The sequence below is a fragment of the Methylotuvimicrobium sp. genome, assembly GCF_050611805.1.
Lineage (GTDB): Bacteria > Pseudomonadota > Gammaproteobacteria > Methylococcales > Methylomonadaceae > Methylotuvimicrobium.
On the sequence record NZ_JBNGHF010000021.1, the window covers coordinates 54,252 to 77,118 of the forward strand.

A 22,867-nucleotide genomic window follows, 5' to 3' on the forward strand; every position below is an offset into this window, starting at 1 on the left:
TGCTGGACTTCGATACCGACCAAAGCGCCGTTTTCATCAAGATCCAAAACAAGGCTATCGACGGACTTCGTCCGAATCGACGGAAGGCCGGTCTGCTAAATGAATGTAAAGAGAGTCCGTTTTTGGGTCGTAACTCAGTTTCATTGGTTACTCCCTTTTGATTGAAAAACCGTCTAAGAATAATATGGGATGTGTCTATCAAGGACCGCCGTAAACCCTTCCATGGGGGCTTGACGGCAGCTTCCTGCTGCCGACATCCTCGTTAGCCACACCCCATACCTTCATAAAGTTAGCTAATTTTTGAGTATAAAGGGAGTAACTCCCTGATCACCAGCAGTACGCGTAGCTCCAAATAGCGAAGCGTGCTTTGAGAAACAATTATACCCGTCGTAGATCAAAATTCGGCGCAGGGGTGTCCGCCAAAGAACGCCGTGAATACGTCCCTGTATACTCTATGCCAGCTCCATGCTGGCAAAGCCTTTGTGAACGCCATGGATGGCGTGAATGTCGATTTTGCAGGAGCGAAAACCGACCGGACACCCCGGCGCCTCCTCGGGCAATGCCGAAATTTGAAGTGCGAAAGGTGTAGTTTGTTCGTCCGATTGCGTTTCACCAATCGGACCGACGGCCCTGCCGAATTTACGGTTATATATTATTCGTAGTGGCTCCAGAGCCGAAGAACTTTAACGACTCCGTTCGTCTTCAAGTACATGGTACACTAGGCGATGCTGAATATTGATCCGGCGGGAATAGGTCCCCGTAAGATCGCCGATAGGCTTCTCAAACGGAGGTGGCTTACAATACGGATCTTCTGCTATCAGCTCCAGCAATTCCTTCGCTTTTAATTTCATTAATTTCAGGCGGCCGCTGGCGGCCAACTTCCTTGCATCCTTCTGAGCTTGCTTGGTATAAACCCGCTTCCATGTCACCAGCCGAGTTCCTCATTGCATTCACCCACAGCGGTATCCATAACCTTTCGAATAGACTCACGCATGCCTGGCACGGATAGCAGGTAAAGCGTTTCCTGAATTGCAGACCAATCTTCTTCGGAAACCAGAACAGTATTATTTCGTTTGCCCGTAATGACGATTGGTTGGTGGGATTCGGCGGTTTCATCAATCAACCGATAAAGGTTGCTGCGCGCCTCAGTTGCAGTTATTCCGGTCATGACCAGTTTCGGCTGTGTTCCAATTCTCTCCAGTGTACATTTTTTAGTGCGTACGTTAAGACGAACGCCATGTATGGCTTCAGCTAAAAAGAAGTCGGTAATAAAACTAACCTGACCCCTTTTTTGTGTGACCCCTTTTTTGTGACCCCTTTTTTGCTGGATCAACCTGCGTTATGGGTGAGATATTGTGGCACCGCCGGGAAACCAGGCGGCAAACGGAGAAAACCAACATCACCCTACCTCGCTGGGAGTGCCTGTCCTACTCGAAACCCCGTTGCTTTTGTCCGAGTGAATTTGCATTGTTAGCTACATTTAATACTCGAACATTTCTTTTAAGCACGAACACAGTTCTTTTTGTGTCTTTGCACTCACTGCCCCAAGCTTTTTAACAAGCCTTGATTTATCAACTGCCCTAATTTGATCCAGCAGGATCAGACCACTTTTTTCTTTGAACTTACATGGAACACGACAAGGAAACTCAAAACCCTTAGTCGTCATTGGAGCCATAAGGACCGTAGACAGAGCTGACATTTCATTGGGGGAAATTACAACGCAAGGGCGTGTTTTATTGATCTCTCTTCCTTTTGTGGGATTAAGGTCAACGAGCCAAACTTCAAATCGCTTTATCATTACCAGTCCAGCTCATCATCTGAGTCGAGAGGGAAATCCAACCATTCATCATCTAGCGACTCTTGCCCCTGAGCCGAAATTGTTTGTTCTATAGCTTCTTTCCATCCTTCTCTAACTCCATTCTCCGGAGTTATGAGGAGGCCACCGTTAACCAATTGTAATTTGAGCTCTTTTCCTTCCAAACGAGCCTGTTCAATCAAAGGCTTAGGTATTCTTATGCCTTGAGAATTCCCTATTCGTACTAGCTGAGTCATTTGACTGCACTCCTATTATTTACTGAATTTATCGTAACTATAATGTAATTACGTCGAATTTTCCATAAACTTGAGAGACTGATGGTTTTTGAGCTCCTAACGGCAAGCTTCCAGCCGAGAGGCTACGGGGTCAGGTCCGGCTAGGGCGGCTAGCAAACGGCTAGGGGTCAGGTCTAGTGCGACAAGCGAAGCTTGTCGCACTAGACCTGACCCCGTTGCGTATTCTATTCTAATCATCAAGTTAGAACAGCCAGTTACCCGGTAGCTCCACACACAAATCCGGGCGCGCGGAATTACCGTGCCGGGATTCGGGATTTTCAACTCATGCGACAACTAAGTTGACATTTACCGTGAAGGAAAAATATTGTCATTGATCGTCAGTAACTTATAGGTTACTATCAGGCATGATTCAGATTCATGAATATACAGATACGAATGGTCGCAGCCCTTTCGCGGATTGGTTTAATCATCTTGATGCATCTAGTGCCGCCAAGATAGCAACAGCGATTATTCGGCTGGAACAGGGGAATTTTTCGAATGCAAAAGGTGTCGGTGCCGACGTATTAGAATTTCGCATCGATTCTGGACCGGGTTACAGAATTTATTTTGGCAAAGACGGCGAGCGACTTGTGATCCTGCTGGCTGGCGGCACAAAGAAACGGCAGCAACGCGACATTGAGGATGCACAAACTAGATGGAACGATTACAAGCGGCGAAAACGCCAGAGAGGTGACAAATGACGTTAACACGCAGTTTCAAAGATACCATAATAGCGCGTATCGAGCAGGACACAGAGTTTCGCGACGCTTTGCTACGCGAAGGAATTGAATGTCTTTTATCCGGGGATGTGGACACAGGCAAGGCCGTTTTACGTGACTATATCAACGCAACGATTGGCTTTGAACGACTTGGCGAAGTTACAAATACCCCGCCCAAAAGCCTGATGCGCATGTTTAGCCAGAAAGGCAATCCACAAGCTAGAAATCTCTTTGCTGTTATCTCTCAGCTTCAAACCCAAAGTGGCGTTCACCTTGAAGTCAGAGCCGTGCACTAGAGCGCGGTGACTTCCGGCCGAGATTGGTTAAAACCTATGGCGCCATACGGCTTGGCCGTTTGACGCCCTACCAATTGCGATTTACGGACTTCACAAACAAAAAATATCAGCCAACGTACCTTTTTGTTTCGCTGGTTTCATTTCCGTTGCCCATTCAGTCGGCCAAACTAATTTGGGCGAGTCTAATTGGGGGCAGCGGGGTCAAGTATTGCATTCTAATCATCAAGTTAGAACAGCCAGTTACCCGTTAGTTCCCTTTCATAAATCCGGGCGCGCGGAATTACCGTGCCGGGATTTTCAAAAAAGGCTATGTATCTAGACCTGACCCCATTGTCTCGACCCCGCTGCTGACTCCGCTGCCTTTGTTGACTATGACAGGCTAATGGGTGACCCTATTTTTTCTTTTATCAATTGCACTCAATGACGTTTGGGGCTATTGTTCATAAAAACAAGAATGCTTGAGTCAGGTGCCGACCCCATCTGCTTGCATTACTTTTTCTTTAAATTTTATAAAGGATGAATTATGAACAAGTCTTGTGTTGTGTTACTTACAATGCTGTCATTAGATGTATTAGCAGAGTCAAAGCAATTGATTTGCCAAGACTCAGCACAAATAGAATCCGAAAGAATTAATAATTTAGCGAATAAATATAGAAACGAAAATAAATTTGAACAAGCTGAGCAGTACAATGCTTATTCAAAAAAATGCGCCGCCTCGACATATGGGTCACAATTTACATTCATATTCGATTCCAATGTTTTATCAAATCCTAATCATTCAAATGTTGAAGTAGCTTTTGAAGCACTTTGTGGTCTTGATGTATATGACGTCGTTAAAGGTTTTATCGAGACGACACCAAATATTTTAATATTTAAATTTAGGATGCCATGGCCTATTGGAGATTTAGCATTTAACATAGATAGAAAAACGTTAAAAGGAGGCCCTAATACGGTTAGAAATTACAATTGTATTTTAAAAGATGTAGATACTAGTAGTAATATCTTGTAGCTACTAGTAACTCATATATTTTGGTGCAAGTATATTTTACTCTGATCCCGGTTATTTTGGACATGGCTTCGTCTACTATTCTCCCTCTTTTGATTTTTAACAGAATAGACGCTATACAGATTTATTATTTAAAAATTTAAAAAACGTTAAATCGTTGGCTAAAAATCTGACTAACTTACTCCCATCCCATAATTCAATATCATGTGACTTTGCCAATTTGATAGCACTATTAAAACAGGCTACTTGTAATTACGATGCCTTTATCACCAACATAATGACCTATTGCACCAAAAAAGCAAACGCAAGCAAACGGGCAGGTCTTTGATTTATGATTTTTAATGATTCCTCTCACGGTAGAATAAGTCAATCTAAAAAAATCACCTATTCCTTTCAGAAAAAGAGGTAAGGTTGAATTATAAAATAATACCGACCCCTTTATTTCCCATTTCCAAAAAAAGCCATGACTCTAGACTTGACCCTATTCTCCCGAAACGTAAGTATTCAGACCCTCTCTAGGATTTTGCCAGTTTTCAGTTTTTGGCCACGTAACCAACTATCAATGGCTTACAGTGGGTTTTCAGAAAAAATGCCGATTTCGGAGTGGGGGGCTGGGCAGTTACCTCGAAACCCCTGGCCCCTGACTTTCGATCTTCGTTAATAGGACCTACTACTCGGAATTGTTTGATTTTCTAAAGCATATTCTTCTAACTTCGCAATATATTTTTCTATATTAGCTCGAATAGCCATGCCGTTACTTTCATTACTACGATTCAATCCAAAGAATAAATTTGAGTTTCCTTTTGAATCAATAACTTCGGAATGAATGATTTTATCAGAATTTCTATCAACTATTTTATATTCCGCAATAATATGAACATCAAATTGTGTTATCCCAACAATATATTTAGTTACATTAATATCTATATTTACTTTTCTTTTTGAATTGTCACTAAATATTTTTTTTGTAAAAAGGGCTTTTTCTAAAGAGTTTTTCCATGCAGTTTCGACTTGGATAGAAGATATTAAATCAGTATCTGCATGATCTGACATAGATATTGTTATCAATCTCAAATCGGCATCAATGAATGATTTAGATGGCAGTAGATTTTGAGGGTTTGAATTCATTGGAATTACATTACACCCTGTGATCATGCAAAGTGAAAAAATTAATATTATTTCAAGTATTTTCATTTAGTATCAGTAGTTTAAATAGCGGCAAAAGCTGTCAAGTTGAATTATAAAAATAAATCCGGCCCCTATCTAGATCCGCCTCGCCGTGTCACGTAATAAATTGAAAAAGAGGGTCAGATTGAATTATAGAATAAACCTGGCTATTTTATTTCCCAGTTACAAAAAGCTATGAATATAGACCTGACCCCGCTGCTTTTGCAAAAAGCTATGAATATAGACCTGACCCCGCTGCTTTTGACCCTGCTGCTTTTCCTTCCTTTAGACCTGACTCCTTGCTTCCTGTTGCCCTAATTTGCACGAAAATCATCCAGATGTTCAATCAATTGGAGCAAGTCCTTTGGTGTTTCATCCCGATCAAATTCGTCGATTATTTGCACATCAGTCAGGTTTACTTTGTAATCTTTTTGAACTAAAGTTCTTAGCAAACGAATCGTTGTTTTTCCAGGAACAATCTCCATACGAGAATCAATATCTGCCCAAAGATCTTCGAAGACTTCAATCGCATCCTTGCTTATAGTTCCATTGTCAATCCCTTTACCTTGGTGATAACTAATACGTTTGGCAATATATTGTGCTTGAGCTTCAACTTTCAGAGTTTTTGTTATCTTTTCCAGATAGTCATGAATGTTTTTTTCTATACTTATCCGCTCTCCAGTACGTCGATTCTTAAAGTCAACCTGCTTAATTAATACCCTTTCTAATACAGGAATAACTAGAAGATAGTTTTCCATTTCTTTTCGTTGATGAATGTGAGCATAGGTTAGTTCGGTTTTGAGGCCATCTAATATGTATTCAATTTCATCACTGCAATAATAGTCTCTGTCGTAAACAGCGAATAGCTTCATATTCGCATCTATTGTGTTTTTAACACCCCATGCAAAAGATTTTATCCTTTCCCATGAAGAAAAGCCGCCGGATTCAAATGCTGTTAGATCATTACCTGAAGCTAGTTCATTGAGCCCTAAATTCTTTGCAAATCTCCGTATAGATTTATAGTCCGCAATACCTTCGACAAAAAGAATTTTCTTGGTTCTTGCTAAGTGTGTAAGAGTAACGTTTTGGGTCGAACCTAACGACTCTAACGCTATTTGAACACCTTCAACATCTTTCAGTCTTTTTGCAGATTTCGATCCTTTATTCACCAGAAGTATTTCAGAAGGGTCGGCCTCCCCCATAATTTCGACAGAATGTGTTGCGAGCAGCACATCTGCATCTATTCCTCTGAGAATGTTAAGGAGCTGACGTTGGACGTCAGGGTGAAGATAAATTTCCGGCTCATCAATTATTACGATGCTTGCATCATTTGAACGTGATAAATGGGTAAGTAATTGACACCAAATTTGAAATCCAAATCCAGCCCAATAAACTTCACGATCAATCCGTTCTTCAGATACAAACATGCTGAGTTTTCTATTTGGTATGTCTAGCTCTGGCTTTTTAATTTTCATTCCTGGCCATGTAGACGAGATCATTTCTGAGAACTCAGCCCAACCTTCGTCAAAATAATGCCAGTAGTTTCTAAAGTGCCTGCATGCTCGATGTGTATTGAGAGAGTTTTTGACAGTCTCTTCATTTACATAGGTTTCTTCGTGCTCCAAGGGACCTAAAACGGGAACGACCTGTATATTTATTGGAAAAGCATTCCTGAAGCGACCTGGTGTATTAACACTAGCCCCCTCGTTATCCCAATGAAGAACGCAACCGCCTTCATTCGGAAAGAATAAGAATAGTTTGTTTCTATTGGTTAAACGAAACTCAATCTTACTGTCTTCTTCGTTATAATCCGTAGCTACGTTTTCAAGTGAAACACTAATTAGTTGCTCTGGAACTCTATGGCCAAACCCTGTGCTTCCGTTTGGGAGTGGAACTCTTTCCGCTTTTAGCCTTTTGGCCTTCCGGAGAGCGACATCCAGAATTCTAAATGCACTTATAATCGTCGATTTCCCGGCATTGTTTGGCCCAACTAAAATATTTGTCTCGCTTAGGCTAACAGAGAAATTTTGCAGTGCTTTAAAGTTCGTGAACTTAACTGAGCTTATTCTTACTTCAGACAAATTTTACTCCGTTATCAGGAAGAACATAACGCTTCAATAACCGGCGCAACTTTGCTACGTCCGGCGCCGAAGGCGCGTAGAAAACGAAAAAACAGCGAAAAAAGGGGCGAAAACCGATAGCGTCAAGCGGCATCCAATTCCCTCAACGGCAAATGCAACAACGACAAATTCTGAATATCCGCCTTTTTACTGGCGTGCTGGACGTCAATCCCTACCAAAGCGCCGTTTTCGTCAAAGTCCAAAACAACGCCGTCGACCACTTCGTCTGAATCGACGGAAGGCCTGTCCGCTAAATGAATGTAAAGAGAGTCCGTTTTTTGGTCGTAGTTTAGTTTCATGGTTTAAATCTCCGATCAGGAAAAGCGTTATGGACCGTTTTACCGTCTTCAAGTGTGACGACCCGCAAGAATTTATTGAGTTCAGGCACAAACATCCAATGCCGAATCCGTCCGTCGTCTTGAACTTCCCTGCGAAAGGGATGAGATAACGCGGCTTGGCACCATTCCGGTTTTATGTAAGGCCGTTTCGGCAATACGTTGTCACGAAAATAATCGGTTGTGGTTAATTCGTCCATCGCCGGCATCTATTGAGCAGTTTACTATCACCCACACTTCGACTCCCCACAATTCAAACAAGTCATACACCCGTCCATCAGCACCATCGCTTTAGTGCTACATTTAGTGCAGAGTACGGCTTGTTCCGGGAAGGCGTCGCCGTTGTTTGCCGCGCCGTGGTGGGCTTCGAATTCGCGGCGTTTTTCGGCGAGAAATTGTTTTTGGTGATCGCTCATTTCTTCGGGCTGTATCATGCCGATGTGTTTCAGATGCGATTCGATCGCGTGGCCGATTTCTGCGACCAGCGAGGGCATGAATACGCCGCCTTTTTTGAAGTAGCCGCCGCGCGGGTCGAATACCGCTTTGAGCTCTTCGACCAGGAAGCAGGCGTCGCCGCCTTTGCGGAACACCGCCGAGATGACGCGCGTCAGCGCCAACACCCATTGGAAATGTTCCATGTTTTTCGAGTTGATGAAGACTTCGTAAGGTCGGCGTTCTTCGTGCTCGGAACCTTGGTTTAGGATGATGTCGTTGACCGTGATGTACAGCGCATGTTCGGATTGCGGCGTTTTGATCTTGTAGGTCGAGCCGACCAGAACTTCGGGCCGTTCGATGTTTTCGTGCATCGATTCCGGGGACGGTTTTTCCGCTTCGGGCTGGGCTGTTTCGGCGCTGTCTTTGGTCAGCACTTTGTAGCTGACGATTTTTTTGTTGATTTTGTGTAGTGTCATGTTTTTTGCCTAGAATTCTCGGGACTCGCGAGCCCGGTTAAATTTATCTGTTGTCCATGCCAAATATCGAATTTGACTCTCCAACCTTGCCGGTAGGATAATGCCGATAAGGATTGAGGATACTCGGTCGACAAAAAGCCTCGGTGGTAGCATCGGGGCTTTTTGTTTTTAAGGGTAACGCTTCAGTCCAAAGCCATGTTTGTTACCCCGGCTATTTCTGTAAAATTTGTTTTCGATAATGTCGAACGCTCTATTGCTTTGCTCGGGTTTTAGGATATGCAATCCAATCGGTCGAGCGATCAAATCGGCCAATTGTAAGCCGGCCGAATTGCTTTTTTTATCGGCAAATACCAATTCGAACGGTAATGGGCGATGTAAATAATTCTCTCCCGCACATATTCTGCGAAATTCCAATTCCAGTTCATTGTCTTCAACCTTACCTCGTTGCTCGACCACAATGTGAGTGAGTGTCGGTTGTTGCCGCAGGTGATAAAAAATCCTTTCCAAACCAAACCGTAGTCCAATGTGATAAGGATTTTCCACCGTTAGATGCCGTTGCCGATAGGCTTGTTTATCGATTACGGAGCTAATCAGTGTAAACGGCGCTTTTTGGACTAAGTCCGTTAGTTCGTTTAGAAAATCGGATTTATGCTGTTTACTTTTCAAAAAAGCAAAACTACCGCGGTCGCGGCGGATATCGGTTTCATGCAAAATAACTTGATCGTGTCCGAAATGTTTGAGTTTAAATTCTTGTATTAAAGGGACTACGGTTTGCACATAGTCCCGTTTATGAAAGATACAAAACACCAAAACGAATACCGGATAACTGGGATCAATACTATTTAATCCATGATCGCCACTTTCATCGACATAGACGATATAGTCGGAGAAAGATTCGCTCATCTGTTCAGTATGCACAACAGCTAAAACTTCCCGTAATACCCTTCCTTCAGCGCATCGAACAAATTCGCGGCGGAATGGATTTCGCCGTCGTACTCGACTTCTTCGTTGCCTTTCAATTCGACTACATGGCCGTCTTCCAGCGTGAACTGGTAGGTGGTGTTTTCCAAGTCCTTTTCCTTGACCAACACGCCCTGGAACACTTCCGGATTAAAGCGGAATGTCGTGCAGCCTTTTAAACCTTGGTCGTAGGCGTATTCGTAGATCGACTTGAAGTCTTCATACGGATAGTCGGTCGGAACGTTGGCGGTTTTCGAGATCGACGAATCGATCCATTTTTGCGCGGCGGCCTGGATATCGACATGTTGTATCGGCGTGACATCGTCGGCGGCGATGAAATAATCCGGCAATTGCGCGTTCGGGTCGTCGCTGTACGGCATCGCGTCGGGATTGACCAGGTGGCGATAAGCCAAGAGTTCGAACGAGAACACGTCGACCTTTTCCTTGGACTTTTTGCCTTCGCGGATGACGTTACGCGAATAATGGTGCGCGAAGCTCGGTTCGATGCCGTTGCTGGCGTTGTTCGCGAGCGACAGCGAGATCGTGCCGGTTGGCGCGATCGAGCTATGATGCGTGAAGCGGCAACCGGTCTTGGCCAGTTCTTCGACCAGTTTGGGCTCTTCTTGCGCCAGTTGCTGCATGTAGCGGCTGTATTTTGCGTGCAGCACTTTGCCCGGTACTTTGTCGCCAACCTTGTAGCCGTCTTGCTGCATTTCCGGGCGTTTGTACAGCATTTCGCCGGTGACCGTGAACATTTGCTCCATTATCGGTGCCGGACCTTTTTCTTTCGCGAGTTCCAGTCCGACCTTCCAGCCTTCAATAGCCAGCGCTTTGGTGACTTCTTCGGTAAAGGCTAAGGACTCTTCCTCGCCGTATTTCAGGCCTAGCATCGTCAGTGTCGAGCCTAATCCCAGATAACCCATGCCGTGGCGGCGTTTGCCGAAGATTTCGTCGCGTTGTTTTTGGAGCGGCAAGCCGTTGATTTCGACGACGTTGTCGAGCATGCGGGTAAAAATACGCACGGTCTTGCGGAAACCTTCCCAATCGAATCCGGCTTCTTTGCTGAACGGTTTTTCGATGAAGCGGGTCAGGTTGATCGAGCCGAGCAGGCAACTGCCGTAGGGCGGTAATGGTTGTTCGCCGCATTGTCCTGTAACCAGTCCGTTAAAAATTACGGCATTGCAATCCGGCTGCGTGGTATCGAACACCGCTTCACGACCAGCATAATCAATGCTTTTTACCCGTGTCGTAAAGCGCTGTGATTTGCGCAAGGCTTTGTCCGCTGCCCACTGGCGATATTTCTCGTTTTTATAGTCGAGTAAGAAACCTATTTCGCGCATGAAGGTTTCCCGAGATTCGCCGTCGATAATCAATTCATAATCGGCTTTACACTGATAGTCTCTATGTCCGCCCTTACCGTCCGGCAATTGACGCATTTGCGCAGGACGCCGTTGTCTTATCCGCGAAAATACGCCGAAGTTTGCCAGCAATTGTTGTATGTCTTTAAGCAATCCGGGATAACTCGAAGCTAATCGAATCGAGCAGCTTTGGCTATTGCTTGAGATGTTGACAGTGCCGTCGGCTTGGAATAATGCGCGAAGATAGTTTTGGACGCAGTCTTCGGTACCGCGCCAAACGACTTCCGGTACGCGCAGTTTGCTATCACGCGAAAAGCCGTAATGTTCGAGTACGCGCGCCAGCACGACCGAGCGAATAAAAAGATGATTGCGTTCGGGCACGGCCACCGGAGAAACCTGGTATTGGCGAGCCGTTCTAGCGCTCTGTGCGATCAATGAATTGACATAAGTAGTAATCGTTTCAGCCAGACCCCTTTCTTCATTCCACAAATTCACGATTACGGCTTCCTGATTATTGCCGCGATTCGTAAAATGACCGTCCCCGGTAATCAGGCCCAGTAGCATGCCAAGCTTTTCATCGCCTTCATGACCGAATTGCCCTTTGCCAGATTGCACGAGTATTTCATCTCCCGGGCGAAGTTCGCGCAATTTGATTTTGCCGCGATCAGTATAAAAATCGTGCCATTCGGTGGCTTTGATTTCATAACCGTCTTCGGTGACTACACGATAGACTTCCGCTTGCTTTGCAGTCATGAAGGCAGGTTTAGCCGGTCGCACTTCAACACCCCGATGGTCTTGTCCCAAAGACCGGCAATCTACGGAAACCTCCAACGGCAAGCCGCGTCGGTACAATTCGCCTATCGTGACCAGCCCGTATTGGGTCGCGAGCCGAGTATCGGCGGTCACGCACGGGTTAGTCGCCCGAATGTTCTCGCAGAACCAGTTGTTGTTCATTTCGTTGACTTTATCGATCAGGATGAAGCCCGGTTCGGCGTAGTCGTAGGTCGACGACATGATGATGTCCCACAGGCGCCGGGCCGGCATGGTTTTGGTGATGCGGCATGCGACTAGGCCGGCTTCGTTGACGACATAGCTTTTCTTGTTCGGTAGATCGCGCCAGACGATTTTGTCGGAATCGGTCAAATCGATAGCATCGGCTTTGACTTCGCGCTCGGTGACAGGAAACGACAGCGGCCATTGCGCATCGTTTTTAACCGCTTCGACGAACTCGCGGGTGATCAGCAACGACAGATTGAACTGACGCAGGCGGCCGTCTTCGCGTTTGGCGCGGATGAAATCGACGACGTCCGGGTGCGCGACGTCGAAGGTTGCCATTTGCGCGCCGCGGCGACCGCCGGCGGAAGAAACCGTAAAACACATCTTGTCGTAGATGTCCATGAACGACAGCGGTCCGGATGTGTAGGCGCCGGCGCCGGACACATAGGCGTTTTTCGGGCGCAGCGTCGAAAATTCATAGCCGATACCGCAGCCCGCCTTGAGCGTAAGTCCTGCCTCATGTACTTTCCCTAGAATATCGTCCATAGAGTCTTCGATGATGCCCGAGACGGTGCAGTTGATCGTCGAAGTTGCCGGTTTGTGTTCCAGCGCACCGGCATTCGATGTGATGCGACCGGCCGGAATCGCGCCTTTACGCAATGCCCATAGAAATTCTTTGTGCCAATGCTCTTGCAAAGACTTGTTGGTCTCGACTTCGGCCAGGGCTTTCGCGACGCGTTTGTAGGTGTCGTCAATCGTGCCGTCTACGGCTTTGCCGTCTTTGGTTTTCAGTCGGTATTTGCTGTCCCAGATGTCCAGCGATGCGCTTTGCAGCGGAATTTCGGTCGCGTGTTGCGTAACGACTTGGAGTTTTGCGGTCATTCTTTGATTCCCTTGTCTGGTTGAACGTTTTGGCTTTATCGCATCCGGGAAAGGCCCGGACCATTGATATTTCGTGCGCTTGAGCGAGAAAATCCGCAAGCAATGCGAATCCCTCATATAGTGTTTATGACTATATCTTAAATCAATATGTTGTGTTTTTCGCGGTTTTTTTGCGGACCAAAAGGAGCGATTGAGAGGTAGTTTTTTAAGTTCAATGAGTTAGCTTAAAAAAAATTTTAGACGACTCGAACACGGGAAAATCTTATTTTTTCAGCTAACCGATAGGCAAATTCGCAATTTTCGACTTTGCGTGGTCGATTATGTGATTCACATGGACCAGGGGTGGAACCCGGCGGTCGAGGATCAAGCCTCGGACCGTGCGCACCGCATGGGCCAACAGCGGCCGGTGACCATTTACCGGATGATCGCGAAGAACACGATCGAGGAAAAGATCGTCGCGCTGCACAGCCACAAGCGCGATTTGGCCGATAGCCTATTGGAAGGCGCGGACATTAGCGGCAAGATGTCGGTCGACGCGTTGCTGGATTTGATGCGCGGGGAATGAAACGAAACCTAATGTGGCGTTTGCGGAGCAGGGATCAACCAAGATAACGCACCGCAAACTTCACGATGCCCGCGTCTCGGCGAACCAAATTTCTCAAGCCTAGCGCTTGGAATCTCAGGTCTTTGTGTAGCCCTTTTTTGTACGCGTCCTCGGTTTTTACCGCAAGGTCATTGTCGACACAGAATTGGTTTCCAGTGAGCGATATCAATCTATGGGCCAATTCCAGAGAAATCTTGAAGTCCTCGGATTTTTCGCCAACATGACCGAACGCGGTATCGAACGATTGTCTTCGGATCGTGACCGGTATTTTGCTGGAAACGCCATTCAAATCGACGGATGCCACCACGAACGAAAATAACTCATCCGCAATCGAAAACCAAACCAGCCGAGCATCGCTGTCGGCTTTGCGCCGCAAAAACAGGTAACCGTCCAGCGTCAATTCGACATAAAAAATAGTCAAATGATATTCGGTTAAGGCATGATTCGGTGCTGCGCCCTGCACTTGCCGAAAAGGTTTCGGGGAACAGTTCATTGAATTTTTGGTTGACGCTTTCCGGCAGTCTGTTCATATCGCCGTTCTCCTACGGTTCGTTCGGTTAAACGGCATTGCCTGGCCGGCAATGCCATCGCTTATCCTAAAAAGAGCAGTTGATAAGTGTTGTAGACCGTTCGTGCTGAGCCAAGTCGAAGCATGAAGGGTCTACAACACTTACACCGGATTGGTGAAGCTTCAAACTACCGTTCACCCTTCGACAGGGCCCTCCTGAGCGCAGCCGAAGGGGCTCAGGGCGAACGGTAGTTTGAAGCTTTCAACTGCTCTTTTTAGGCTTATACCTTTCGTACATCAAATTTCAGCAGCGCCGTTCGCTTCACCTTGGAGTGTAGTATCGCGGAATAATTCGCCGTTGTAATGAGAGAACTGTGGGAGTTTTTGAAGGAGCGGATAAAACCAAATACGTTCAGCTGAATTTGGAATAGCTAAAGCTTCGGCCGAATGCGGCATCACGAAAAGGCCTTTCATATTTCGGACTTTTCTTCGGGCAAAAAAAAGCGGACACGATGTCCGCTTAAAAAACCCTTGAAACCCTTTAGGAGGTAAGAATGTATACGCAATACATTTAAGAGTTGCGGCGATTCTAAAGAGATTTCCAAACGCTGAAAATGTGGCGAATTGCCGCGCGGCAGGTTGTCGCAGGTAATCCGTCCATCTTTGCGGCTTGTGGACTCATCAGCTTCATACAATAAAGCCGACCAAACTTTCTCATGAATGGTCAGGCTCTTTTTGTTCCGCTGTCTCGATAGAGTGTCCGCAGTTGTGGCAAAATTTTTGATCTTCCTGCAATGCTTCACCGCAGGCCAGGCATTTGAATTCCTTGTGTTTCGGGTGACCGCAATGACAGCAAAACTTGGCGCTTCTGGATGATAATTGCCCGCATTCGGAACAAGCACTGGTGCGCAGACTAGGCAGCGCCGGCAGGGTTTCCTTGACTTCTTCCATCGAGTCGATCAAATAGGGTGCATTCTGAAAGGCAACCCATACCAACCAAATACCGATCAAAACGATCAATAAAATCGCGATACCGAAATAGAGCGATTTGCCGGATGCGCCGACGAAAAGCCCCAAGACTTGCCAAATGACACCTTGTCCGATAATGACAATGATCAACAAAGCCGCCGGTACGCTGATAGCCTTGACAAAAAACAGCGCGCCGCCGGTTTTCGGAAGTGCTGCGATCGCATTGACCGCAAAAAGATAAAACAAGACCAGCGCGGTCATTTGCGTGACGAACAACACCAAATCCGTCGCGGCCAAACGATCGGCGATCACTAAACGGGACATGACCGGTAGCAGGCTCATTAAATAACCAACCAACAACACGATCAGAATCGTAATCAGATATTGCGCGGCGCGATAACCGCCGCTGCTTTTGAAAGACGGCATTATTTCCACGGTAATCTCCCAATTGGTTTAAATTTCTGAGTATAACCGACATCACTAAACGACTACCTATTCCTTTATCCGTAGGGTGCGCATCGCGCACCTGGGTCGGGACCTCTCGTCGATTCGGTACCGTGGAAAGGTTCGCGATGCGCACCCTACGTCGCTCAAAATATTTTGGAAATTGTTGATAACCATAGTTAATTTAATAACTTGTTATGCATTTGTATAGAACTTTCATTCACCGCCCAAGAGGTTAGCGGGAGTGTTTAGGTAATCTATTAAAATACCTCATGTTCTTTATAGTTAAACTGCCGAATTTAGGATCATCGGAAATTAACCCGCCGGTGCAACAATTCCCAATTTGAGGATAAAAAATGGGTGCGGGGTGTGCTTAGCGAGGATGTCGGCGGCAGGGGCAGATTTTTGCTCCTCGGCAATTGCTCCTGCATTGCCCTAATACACGCCATTCCTCGACAGGTATACCCCGCATCCTGAACACGGAGAAATTTCTCAAACTGGGAATTACTGCCGCCTGTGCCTGCTTTTCGGGAATATAAATAAGAATGTTATAATATTGTTTCTATATGACAAATTTAGGAGATTTCCTATGAATTTTTTAATTCGCTTTCTTTATCCGGTCGCTTTTGCTTCTACAATTGCCCTTTCGGGATGCGCTAGCGAGCCGACGATGGCCGATTTGATGCGTGAGCACGCCGAGACAGCTAAGTCCGAATCCGAATTAAAAACGCGTTTGTCCGGAGAATGGGAAAGAGGATCTAAATTGTTGTCTTCAGGCGAAAACAAAGTGTCTAAAGGTAATCAATTGATCGAAGATGCCCAAAAAGACCTGAAAAAAGGCCGGGACATGGTCACCGAAGGCTATAAAGAAATCGATGAAGGTCGTTCGCTGATGGGTTCTAGCGAGCAGCTATTTCGTGAAAAATTCCCTACGCTAAGGCTTGAAACAGGCAAGTAATTTCATCGATACATAACCAAGTAGGGAGCGCATCGCGAACCTTTTTATGGTTTCAAATTCGGCTAGGCGTCCTAGCACCGTTGTGCGATGCGCACCCTACATCTAAAGCCGCAAACGGAATACGAGCGATCAGCCGTATTAACAGGCTTTGAAACAACACAACTTTCCATTCATTAACCTTTTCGAGTAAGGCTTCAGTCGGCTTTCCTATCTAATCTGCGGTAGCCGATGGCCTCGCTCAAATGAGAAATTTCTATCGTTTCGGAACCGGCCAAATCGGCAATGGTTCTTGCGACCTTGAGAATACGATGATAGGCGCGGTGCGACAGCCCGAACTTATCCATGGCTTGTTCGAGCAGTTCATGGCCTTGATCGGACAATCGGCAATGCCGCTTGACTTCGCGGGCGTTGAGCGCCGCATTGGTTTTTTCTTGCCGCGACATCGCGATATTCCGTGCCGCAACGACCCGGGCTCTGATTTGCGCGCTGCATTCTTCTCCTTCCGCTGAACCTTTTCGCAGCACCTCGCGAGACACTCTCGGCACTTCCAAATGCATATCGATGCGATCGAGCAACGGCCCTGATATTCGGGCACGGTATCGTGCGACTTGTTCTATCGAGCAATGACAGCGCCCCGAAGGATCACCCAGATAACCGCACGGGCATGGGTTCATCGCGGCAATCAATTGAAATCGAGCGGGAAATTCGGCTTGCCGGGCCGCACGCGAAATACTGATATGTCCGGTTTCGAGCGGTTCGCGAAGCACTTCCAACACCCTGCGATCGAATTCGGGTAATTCGTCCAAAAACAATGTGCCGTTATGGGCCAATGAAATTTCTCCAGGTTTCGGATTGCCGCCGCCACCGACCAACGCCGCAGCCGATGCGGTATGATGCGGCGCTCTAAACGGCGGCTTCAACCAATTGGCGACATCGAGTCCTTTGTCGCTAATCGATGCAATCGCGGCGGTTTCCTGGGCTTGTTGCTCGGTCAGCGGCGGCAGAATCGTCGGCAAGCGTGCGGCAAGCATCGATTTACCGGTGCCGGGCGGCCCGAGCATGATTAAATTATGCGCACCGGATGCGGCGATTTCGAAGGCGCGTTTGACATGATATTGCCCATGCACATCGGAAAAATCGATCGATTCTACCTCAGCCGTCAACGCGAGAGTTTCCTCGTCGACGACGATCGATTTCTGCCCGTTTAGATGGGCGCACACTTCAAGTAGGTGATTGGCCGGCAATAGGTCGATATCTTTGATCAAGGCCGCTTCTGCGCAATTCTCTTTGGGCAGAATTAATGGTTTTTGGCTGTTCCGTGTTTGTATCGCTATCGGTAAAACTCCGCTGACCGGACGCAATTCGCCGCCGAGTGATAGTTCGCCCACGCATTCGACTTCCGCCAAGCGACCGGCTGGAATTTGCCCTGATGCTGCTAGAATACCCAAGGCGATTGCCAGATCGAAACGCCCGCCTTCCTTCGGTAAATCGGCCGGAGCCAGATTGATCGTGACGCGCTGCATCGGAAATTCGAAATATGAATTGATGATCGCGCCGCGCACCCGGTCCCGGCTTTCCTTGACCGCCGTTTCGGGCAAGCCGACGATATTGAGTGCGGGTAGGCCGCTCGTGACATGGACTTCCACCGTCACCAACGGCGCATCGATTCCGGAACGGCCGCGGCTATAGGCTACGGCTAGAGTCATAAGTAATTTGGAGAAAAAAGCCGAATTTTTAGCGAAAAACCGGCTTGAAAGGGTCGCTGTTAATTATCCTAGAAAAAGCATCTACCATGAAGATCGTGAAGAATAAGAAGATTTAATGCAAGCCCTTGAAATGCTTAATGAGCTTTATATTCCTCGTGGTTAAACTGCCGATTTTTGTATTATGAATTAACTTGATCGGGTGGGTTTTGATTAAGTTGTTTTTCCAGCGAGGCAACACGAATTTCCAAGTCTTCGAGTTTGGTTCGTGTTTTAGTTAATACGGCTTTTTGAACTTCAAACTCTTCGCGGGTGACTAGGTCCAGTTTGCCGAGAGTGCCTTGTAAAACGGCATGGAAGTTTTTTTCCATATCTTCTTTCAAATGGGACAAGCCGGGCGGCATGGCATTCGCTAGGCGGTTTGCGATATCGTCAATGGCTTTGGGATCGAACATAGTAATACCTCATAAATAATAAAGTGATGACTACTCAGCAAGAGCGGTATCAATGATTTGAACACAAATTAAGCACGATGCAAATTTTTTCACCGATACTATCGTAAAAAAATGATAATAAATAACTTATCCCAATGGCTTCTATGCTCTGAGTTTATTGTTGTAGATAATTGGTACGCTGCGCATTCTTTCATGCCAATAAGCACCACCACCTACTCATGTCGAATCATATCGACTTGCGGTTAACAGCGGAGGTATCAAGGTACGCATAGCGTACCCTACACGGCTTATAACGCGAAGCTAGAGCTTCTCGCATCGGCTTCTTAATCCTTCACCCAACATTCCCTTCAAATAAAACATGCTCGCGGCAAATTTTCAAGGCATCCTGCTGATTCAGCGGCTGCTGCATTAAATCGCATTGATAATGTTGGTCCAGCTCTGAAAAATAATAGCATGTGTAACAGACGCCGAAGCTTTTTAAATTATTGCTTTTTTGCAACACCAATAGTGTCGACAGCAATGCTTGGTTTAGCGCATCAAACTGTTCTTTAGGAATCGCTTGCTCGGCAGCATGATAAATGTCATAAGCTTGCATTTCCTTTAAAACAGACTCGCCGGCTGCCGAAAGACGCAAATGCAAGATACGCCGATCTTGCTCATTCGGTTTTTTTTCGATATAACCTTTTCGTTCGAGCACTTGTAACGATTGCGAAACAGTGCCTTTGGTCAGGCCGAAATATTCGGCGACAGCGGCAGGCGTGTCGCTCATGTTATTGCATTGAGCTAAATAATCAATAATTTGCCCCTGTATCGGTTGCAAACCCAGCGCGGTGTATTTTTTTCGTTCTTCCGAACGCACCAGCGTACTGATCCTGTCGATCAATTTAAACGTGCTTAATTCCTGCATGGATAGTATTTGGTAAGTTGCCGCGAGAGCCATTTTTTGTGTTTACAGCATTATACCGATTACAAAGTAATTTTCGGCATTCGCTTTAGACGAGATGTTCGAGAGCGAGCATATTCGTATCACTGGGTATAAGAATTTTCACAACACTTTTTAATTCTCTGCCGCTCTCTCAATCATTCCCCATACCGGCAACAGCAAGTTTCGACAATGGTCTTCAAACACCTCGTTCAACAACGCCTCCGGGTTGTAGTCTTCGAGAAATAATTTTCTAAGCTCAGGTTCGTAAGCTTGTTCAATAGCACGGGTTAGTTGGTCGATTGCCGACTCTATGGCGGGTTTCGCCGCGCGGCTGCTTTGCGACAATTTATGAGCTTGTTTGACATACGCAAAAGCCGGCTCGACGAAAAACGCATCGGGTCTGTGCAATCCTTGCCGATAGATTTCAATCCATGCTTCCAATTCGCCTAACGCACAATAGTCCGGCTCGAACGTTATATCCTGGTCGATAGCGGTCAAGCAAGTCTGTTGAGGTTCGATTTGATTGATCATCAGATGATGCAACCAGGCAAGCATAAAGTCCTTGCCTTTCAAATTGGCGTAACGATAAAACAAACTGCCGTGCTCATAACGATTGCCGAGTTTACCGACCAACCGATAATTTCCGATCGTCAGATCGACCGATAAATCCTCGAGCGGTTCGCCGAGCGCCTTGGCCTTGATTACTTCGGCAAAGGCATCGATGTTTTGTTGTTGCCGGGCAAATTCGAGATCTCCGGCCACGCCGGACAGCCATCGCCCTTGTGCCTTGAGTTTTTGTGCAGTCAGCGGTTTATCGTGCAGTACCCCATCGATCCATTCGTGATAAATCGTATAACCTTCCAATTGACCAATCGAGAAAGGCTCGCGCTCTTCTGCATCCGAAGCAATGCCATTAAAACGGACATCGAGTCTGCGTTGCATGAAATATTTTTGCGGATGTCGGTAAAAGGCAAATAATTCGCTTATTTCAACGATCGTTTGGTCGGTTTCGTCCTCTAAACTACCTTGCCACCACGGTGCCGGCTCAGGTTTAGGTTTAACCAACGCTGCCGCGGCCTGGCAATCTGCCTCGGAATAACTGAACAAAGCCGATTCCGACTCGAAATAACGTGGGCTAAAAGCCTGTAGCGGATGATAAGTCACGCCATTGTCCAGGCCGTAATGATCGCGAAGCACGGCGAGCAGTTCACTGATCACGACCGAAGGCGGTATCGTTTCGTTATGGCTGATCGACCGTCCGATATAAGTCACAATCAATTGTTGCCGCGCCGACAGCAGTATCTCCAGAAACTGATACCGGTCGTCGGCGCGGCGCGAGCGGTCGCCCTTGCGAAAATGGGCGGCCAGTAAATCGAAGGTTGGATTGCGGTCGACTTTCGGAAACTCGCCGTCGTTCATGCCGAGCAAGGCGATCACTTTAAACGGAATCGAGCGCATCGGCAGCATCGAACAAAACGTGAGTTGGCCGCGTAAAAAGCCGTTTGACGATTTGTGTTCTTCCAGTCGGCCTTCAAGCCAGGCGCAAACGACTTGCCACTCGATCGGCGCGTTGTGAATTTCGGGCAATTTTTCGGTTAATTCCGCCAGTAATTCGTTGAGCTGTTGTCGCTCGACGGCATCGGCTTCGGGCAATAATTGATCGGCATAATAATAAAGCTTTTCGCCCCATGCCTTGAGCGATTTGGCCATGCTTAAATCGTTGCCGGCTCTAAACAACAATTGCATAAAATCATTCAAGCCGCCAAGCGCCAACGCCGAAGAACCCTCGATATCGATATAAGGCAGGACGCCGTCGACAAAATCGTCGTCGTTGCCGACCGCATAACCCATCAACAAGCGATCCAATGCGGCTTGCCAGGTATTTTCATCGAGCTCGGGCAGGCCCAATTCGCGTTTGTGTTCGGCCGATTTCCCCCAACGCACTTGCGTATCCCGAACCCAATGTTTGATCAATTCCAAATCGGTTTCGGACAGGCCGAAGCCCGGATAAACCGACGGTTTTTCGAGCAAATCCAGGACCGCGCGCCAACCGAACCGGCTTTGGCTCAGCTTCAAAAAAACAATAAAAGCATCCAAGGCATGATTGCTCAAGCGCAAGCTGCGATCGGCAACCGCATGTTGAATATCGTCGAATACTGCGGCAATAAACGGTTCGTATAATTCGATGTCCGGCGCCATCACGACAATATCGCGCAGTTCCAACTCGGGGTCGTTTTCCAATGCGGCCAACAGTTGGTTTTTCAAGACTTCGACTTCGCGCATACGGGAATGACACGCATGAATAGCGATAGACCCGTCGCGGATTAAAGGCGTCGATTCGCTGTCGTTATTGAGAATATCGTTTTGCAGCTGTCGCAGGACCGTGCTTGGCTCGTCTTGTTCGAAACTGTCCAGCTCCAATTCGAACTGCACCTGCTCCAACAACATCTCCTGAAATTCGCGGCCTTGTTGACCCAATGCCGACAGTAGCGGATGTCCGCCGGCATCCTCTTGATCGATACGCTGACGCTTAGTCGCCAAATCCGCCCAAAAAGCTTGAGCGGGGTTGAGCAAATACAAGTGCACTTGCGCATGATTCGACAATCCCTGTAAAAAACCGAGAAACAGGGGCGGCATGGTATTGACGCCGAAGATCGAAATCCGCTCGGGCAAAACGGCAGAAAATTGTCCCGGCGACGCCGAATTAAAACGCTCGATCACTTCCAGCCATAAACTACCCCGGTGCTTCGTGCCTGCATTTTCGGTAATCCGCTGCCATAACGCGCTTTGCCAGCGTTCGGTTTGCGTATCGTAAAGCGTTTCGCCATGCTGCCAGGCAGACAGCATATCCGGACGCATGATTTGATATTGGTCGAAAATCAAAGCCAATTGCAACGCTAGCTGATAACGCTTTAAGGCAACTGTGTCGCCGGTTAAATAATTATTCAGCGGCGCAAATATCTCGTTGTCGAGTTCGCGAAGCAGCACTTCGAAGCGCCAATGCAGCACATGGCGGTCGAAGGCTTCGTCATTCAATCGATTGTCGATTCGTTGTGCCAAGGTACTAAAAAACCGCCCCGGAAATAAAAACTCATAATTTCCCCAGACGCCGAGCCGGCTTGCCAGCTGTTGCGACAACCAACGTTCCATGCCTTGGCTTTGGATGAGAAACACTTCTTTGGCAAACGGCGAACTTAGCGGCCGGGTTTCGATGACGGCTGCCAAATGTTCGAGCAGATTTTCGGTTTTATTGGAACTGTGCAGAATGAACATGGATTGGTTTGATTTTTTTCGGTTTTCGCGGCAAGCTCTTTGCTGGTTAAGGAATTGGCACGAAATTACTTAATCGAGGGAATTTCTACTGATAGTCTCGGCAGCCAAGGTATGGATTCCCACGGAGGACCACTCATCGTTATACATAAGTCAAAAATTACCCTTTTGCAATCTTAACCAATGAGAC

At 46.9% G+C, this 22,867-nt stretch carries 24 protein-coding genes; 5 read left to right on the forward strand and 19 right to left on the reverse strand.

Translation table 11 applies throughout. The annotated features are described in order from the left end of the window. Positions 1–54 precede the first annotated feature (54 nt). From ACRJJO_RS11970 to ACRJJO_RS11990, 5 genes are all read right to left on the reverse strand, one after another. Entirely contained in the window at positions 55–144 is a 90-nt protein-coding gene (locus ACRJJO_RS11970; protein ID WP_431065963.1) for a DUF2283 domain-containing protein, read from the reverse strand. Between the two features lie 539 nt (positions 145–683). Further along, complete coding sequence (locus ACRJJO_RS11975) at positions 684–929, reverse strand: Txe/YoeB family addiction module toxin (RefSeq protein ID WP_431065964.1); 246 nt, start codon at positions 927–929, stop codon at positions 684–686. Continuing rightward, entirely contained in the window at positions 926–1,168 is a 243-nt protein-coding gene (locus tag ACRJJO_RS11980; protein ID WP_431065965.1) for a type II toxin-antitoxin system Phd/YefM family antitoxin, read from the reverse strand. Before ACRJJO_RS11980 ends, ACRJJO_RS11975 begins: the two co-directional genes overlap by 4 nt. 312 nt (positions 1,169–1,480) lie before the next feature. Next, the gene (locus ACRJJO_RS11985; RefSeq protein ID WP_431065966.1) at positions 1,481–1,798 is read right to left on the reverse strand and encodes a type II toxin-antitoxin system PemK/MazF family toxin; all 318 of its coding nucleotides are present in this window, start codon (positions 1,796–1,798) and stop codon (positions 1,481–1,483) included. Continuing rightward, the gene (locus tag ACRJJO_RS11990; RefSeq protein ID WP_431065967.1) at positions 1,798–2,052 is read right to left on the reverse strand and encodes an AbrB/MazE/SpoVT family DNA-binding domain-containing protein; all 255 of its coding nucleotides are present in this window, start codon (positions 2,050–2,052) and stop codon (positions 1,798–1,800) included. Before ACRJJO_RS11990 ends, ACRJJO_RS11985 begins: the two co-directional genes overlap by 1 nt. 404 nt (positions 2,053–2,456) lie before the next feature. Here ACRJJO_RS11990 and ACRJJO_RS11995 point away from each other — a divergent pair, with 404 nt between their 5' ends. The 3 genes from ACRJJO_RS11995 (at position 2,457) to ACRJJO_RS12005 (ending at position 4,115) form a co-directional block, all read left to right on the forward strand. Next, a complete protein-coding gene (locus ACRJJO_RS11995; protein ID WP_431065968.1) occupies positions 2,457–2,792 on the forward strand; it encodes a type II toxin-antitoxin system RelE/ParE family toxin in 336 nt (111 codons plus the stop codon). Further along, the gene (locus tag ACRJJO_RS12000) at positions 2,789–3,106 is read left to right on the forward strand and encodes a hypothetical protein (RefSeq protein ID WP_431065969.1); all 318 of its coding nucleotides are present in this window, start codon (positions 2,789–2,791) and stop codon (positions 3,104–3,106) included. Before ACRJJO_RS11995 ends, ACRJJO_RS12000 begins: the two co-directional genes overlap by 4 nt. Positions 3,107–3,629: 523 nt before the next feature. Beyond that, positions 3,630–4,115 (forward strand): hypothetical protein, encoded by a 486-nt coding sequence (locus ACRJJO_RS12005; protein ID WP_431065970.1) that lies wholly within the window; start codon positions 3,630–3,632, stop codon positions 4,113–4,115. Between the two features lie 654 nt (positions 4,116–4,769). Here the strand turns inward: ACRJJO_RS12005 and ACRJJO_RS12010 are convergent. From ACRJJO_RS12010 to ACRJJO_RS12040, 7 genes are all read right to left on the reverse strand, one after another. Continuing rightward, a complete protein-coding gene (locus tag ACRJJO_RS12010; RefSeq protein WP_431065971.1) occupies positions 4,770–5,306 on the reverse strand; it encodes a hypothetical protein in 537 nt (178 codons plus the stop codon). Positions 5,307–5,593: 287 nt separating this feature from the next. Next, the gene (locus ACRJJO_RS12015) at positions 5,594–7,360 is read right to left on the reverse strand and encodes an ATP-dependent nuclease (protein ID WP_431065972.1); all 1,767 of its coding nucleotides are present in this window, start codon (positions 7,358–7,360) and stop codon (positions 5,594–5,596) included. A 122-nt stretch (positions 7,361–7,482) separates the two neighbouring features. After that, positions 7,483–7,698, reverse strand: a complete 216-nt coding sequence (locus ACRJJO_RS12020) for a DUF2283 domain-containing protein (protein WP_431065973.1) — start codon at positions 7,696–7,698, stop codon at positions 7,483–7,485. Further along, entirely contained in the window at positions 7,695–7,934 is a 240-nt protein-coding gene (locus tag ACRJJO_RS12025) for a hypothetical protein (RefSeq protein ID WP_431065974.1), read from the reverse strand. Before ACRJJO_RS12025 ends, ACRJJO_RS12020 begins: the two co-directional genes overlap by 4 nt. Before the next feature lie 27 nt (positions 7,935–7,961). Beyond that, positions 7,962–8,645: a ribonucleotide reductase subunit alpha gene (locus ACRJJO_RS12030; protein WP_014146809.1), complete on the reverse strand. Its 684-nt coding sequence runs from the start codon at positions 8,643–8,645 to the stop codon at positions 7,962–7,964. A 168-nt stretch (positions 8,646–8,813) separates the two neighbouring features. Beyond that, on the reverse strand, positions 8,814–9,548 hold the full coding sequence (locus tag ACRJJO_RS12035; RefSeq protein ID WP_431065975.1) for a DUF3800 domain-containing protein: 735 nt from the start codon (positions 9,546–9,548) through the stop codon (positions 8,814–8,816). A 20-nt stretch (positions 9,549–9,568) separates the two neighbouring features. Continuing rightward, positions 9,569–12,841, reverse strand: coding sequence for an LAGLIDADG family homing endonuclease (locus ACRJJO_RS12040; RefSeq protein WP_431065976.1), 3,273 nt, complete (start codon positions 12,839–12,841; stop codon positions 9,569–9,571). A 331-nt stretch (positions 12,842–13,172) separates the two neighbouring features. On the opposite strand from ACRJJO_RS12040, the gene ACRJJO_RS12045 reads away from it, so the two are divergent. Next, positions 13,173–13,406 (forward strand): hypothetical protein, encoded by a 234-nt coding sequence (locus tag ACRJJO_RS12045; RefSeq protein WP_431065977.1) that lies wholly within the window; start codon positions 13,173–13,175, stop codon positions 13,404–13,406. Positions 13,407–13,440: 34 nt separating this feature from the next. Here ACRJJO_RS12045 and ACRJJO_RS12050 read toward each other — a convergent pair whose 3' ends face one another. The 3 genes from ACRJJO_RS12050 to ACRJJO_RS12060 form a co-directional block, all read right to left on the reverse strand. Next, entirely contained in the window at positions 13,441–13,938 is a 498-nt protein-coding gene (locus ACRJJO_RS12050; protein WP_431065978.1) for a hypothetical protein, read from the reverse strand. 312 nt (positions 13,939–14,250) lie between these two features. Next, complete coding sequence (locus ACRJJO_RS12055; protein WP_431065979.1) at positions 14,251–14,427, reverse strand: hypothetical protein; 177 nt, start codon at positions 14,425–14,427, stop codon at positions 14,251–14,253. A gap of 240 nt (positions 14,428–14,667) precedes the next feature. Further along, positions 14,668–15,348, reverse strand: a complete 681-nt coding sequence (locus tag ACRJJO_RS12060) for a zinc ribbon domain-containing protein (RefSeq protein ID WP_431065986.1) — start codon at positions 15,346–15,348, stop codon at positions 14,668–14,670. 607 nt (positions 15,349–15,955) lie between these two features. On the opposite strand from ACRJJO_RS12060, the gene ACRJJO_RS12065 reads away from it, so the two are divergent. Then, positions 15,956–16,324, forward strand: a complete 369-nt coding sequence (locus tag ACRJJO_RS12065) for a hypothetical protein (protein ID WP_404358543.1) — start codon at positions 15,956–15,958, stop codon at positions 16,322–16,324. 194 nt (positions 16,325–16,518) lie between these two features. Here ACRJJO_RS12065 and ACRJJO_RS12070 read toward each other — a convergent pair whose 3' ends face one another. From ACRJJO_RS12070 to recC, 4 genes are all read right to left on the reverse strand, one after another. Beyond that, on the reverse strand, positions 16,519–18,030 hold the full coding sequence (locus tag ACRJJO_RS12070; RefSeq protein WP_431065980.1) for a YifB family Mg chelatase-like AAA ATPase: 1,512 nt from the start codon (positions 18,028–18,030) through the stop codon (positions 16,519–16,521). A 179-nt stretch (positions 18,031–18,209) separates the two neighbouring features. Beyond that, a complete protein-coding gene (ubiK, locus tag ACRJJO_RS12075) occupies positions 18,210–18,482 on the reverse strand; it encodes a ubiquinone biosynthesis accessory factor UbiK (protein WP_431065981.1) in 273 nt (90 codons plus the stop codon). A 331-nt stretch (positions 18,483–18,813) separates the two neighbouring features. After that, positions 18,814–19,389, reverse strand: a complete 576-nt coding sequence (locus ACRJJO_RS12080; protein ID WP_431065982.1) for a MarR family winged helix-turn-helix transcriptional regulator — start codon at positions 19,387–19,389, stop codon at positions 18,814–18,816. 150 nt (positions 19,390–19,539) lie between these two features. Then, on the reverse strand, positions 19,540–22,680 hold the full coding sequence (gene recC, locus ACRJJO_RS12085) for an exodeoxyribonuclease V subunit gamma (RefSeq protein WP_431065983.1): 3,141 nt from the start codon (positions 22,678–22,680) through the stop codon (positions 19,540–19,542). Between the last annotated feature and the right edge of the window lie 187 nt (positions 22,681–22,867).

What these genes read in the sequence shown, in the direction of transcription:
- ACRJJO_RS11970 (WP_431065963.1), bottom strand. Translation starts at nt 144, where the DNA reads ATGAAACTGAGTTACGACCCAAAAACGGACTCTCTTTACATTCATTTA.
- ACRJJO_RS11980 (WP_431065965.1), bottom strand. Translation starts at nt 1,168, where the DNA reads ATGACCGGAATAACTGCAACTGAGGCGCGCAGCAACCTTTATCGGTTG.
- ACRJJO_RS11985 (WP_431065966.1), bottom strand. Translation starts at nt 1,798, where the DNA reads ATGATAAAGCGATTTGAAGTTTGGCTCGTTGACCTTAATCCCACAAAA.
- ACRJJO_RS11990 (WP_431065967.1), bottom strand. Translation starts at nt 2,052, where the DNA reads ATGACTCAGCTAGTACGAATAGGGAATTCTCAAGGCATAAGAATACCT.
- ACRJJO_RS11995 (WP_431065968.1), top strand. Translation starts at nt 2,457, where the DNA reads ATGATTCAGATTCATGAATATACAGATACGAATGGTCGCAGCCCTTTC.
- ACRJJO_RS12000 (WP_431065969.1), top strand. Translation starts at nt 2,789, where the DNA reads ATGACGTTAACACGCAGTTTCAAAGATACCATAATAGCGCGTATCGAG.
- ACRJJO_RS12005 (WP_431065970.1), top strand. Translation starts at nt 3,630, where the DNA reads ATGAACAAGTCTTGTGTTGTGTTACTTACAATGCTGTCATTAGATGTA.
- ACRJJO_RS12010 (WP_431065971.1), bottom strand. Translation starts at nt 5,306, where the DNA reads ATGAAAATACTTGAAATAATATTAATTTTTTCACTTTGCATGATCACA.
- ACRJJO_RS12020 (WP_431065973.1), bottom strand. Translation starts at nt 7,698, where the DNA reads ATGAAACTAAACTACGACCAAAAAACGGACTCTCTTTACATTCATTTA.
- ACRJJO_RS12025 (WP_431065974.1), bottom strand. Translation starts at nt 7,934, where the DNA reads ATGGACGAATTAACCACAACCGATTATTTTCGTGACAACGTATTGCCG.
- ACRJJO_RS12030 (WP_014146809.1), bottom strand. Translation starts at nt 8,645, where the DNA reads ATGACACTACACAAAATCAACAAAAAAATCGTCAGCTACAAAGTGCTG.
- ACRJJO_RS12035 (WP_431065975.1), bottom strand. Translation starts at nt 9,548, where the DNA reads ATGAGCGAATCTTTCTCCGACTATATCGTCTATGTCGATGAAAGTGGC.
- ACRJJO_RS12040 (WP_431065976.1), bottom strand. Translation starts at nt 12,841, where the DNA reads ATGACCGCAAAACTCCAAGTCGTTACGCAACACGCGACCGAAATTCCG.
- ACRJJO_RS12045 (WP_431065977.1), top strand. Translation starts at nt 13,173, where the DNA reads ATGGACCAGGGGTGGAACCCGGCGGTCGAGGATCAAGCCTCGGACCGT.
- ACRJJO_RS12050 (WP_431065978.1), bottom strand. Translation starts at nt 13,938, where the DNA reads ATGAACTGTTCCCCGAAACCTTTTCGGCAAGTGCAGGGCGCAGCACCG.
- ACRJJO_RS12055 (WP_431065979.1), bottom strand. Translation starts at nt 14,427, where the DNA reads ATGAAAGGCCTTTTCGTGATGCCGCATTCGGCCGAAGCTTTAGCTATT.
- ACRJJO_RS12060 (WP_431065986.1), bottom strand. Translation starts at nt 15,348, where the DNA reads ATGCCGTCTTTCAAAAGCAGCGGCGGTTATCGCGCCGCGCAATATCTG.
- ACRJJO_RS12065 (WP_404358543.1), top strand. Translation starts at nt 15,956, where the DNA reads ATGAATTTTTTAATTCGCTTTCTTTATCCGGTCGCTTTTGCTTCTACA.
- ACRJJO_RS12070 (WP_431065980.1), bottom strand. Translation starts at nt 18,030, where the DNA reads ATGACTCTAGCCGTAGCCTATAGCCGCGGCCGTTCCGGAATCGATGCG.
- ubiK (WP_431065981.1), bottom strand. Translation starts at nt 18,482, where the DNA reads ATGTTCGATCCCAAAGCCATTGACGATATCGCAAACCGCCTAGCGAAT.
- ACRJJO_RS12080 (WP_431065982.1), bottom strand. Translation starts at nt 19,389, where the DNA reads ATGCAGGAATTAAGCACGTTTAAATTGATCGACAGGATCAGTACGCTG.
- recC (WP_431065983.1), bottom strand. Translation starts at nt 22,680, where the DNA reads ATGTTCATTCTGCACAGTTCCAATAAAACCGAAAATCTGCTCGAACAT.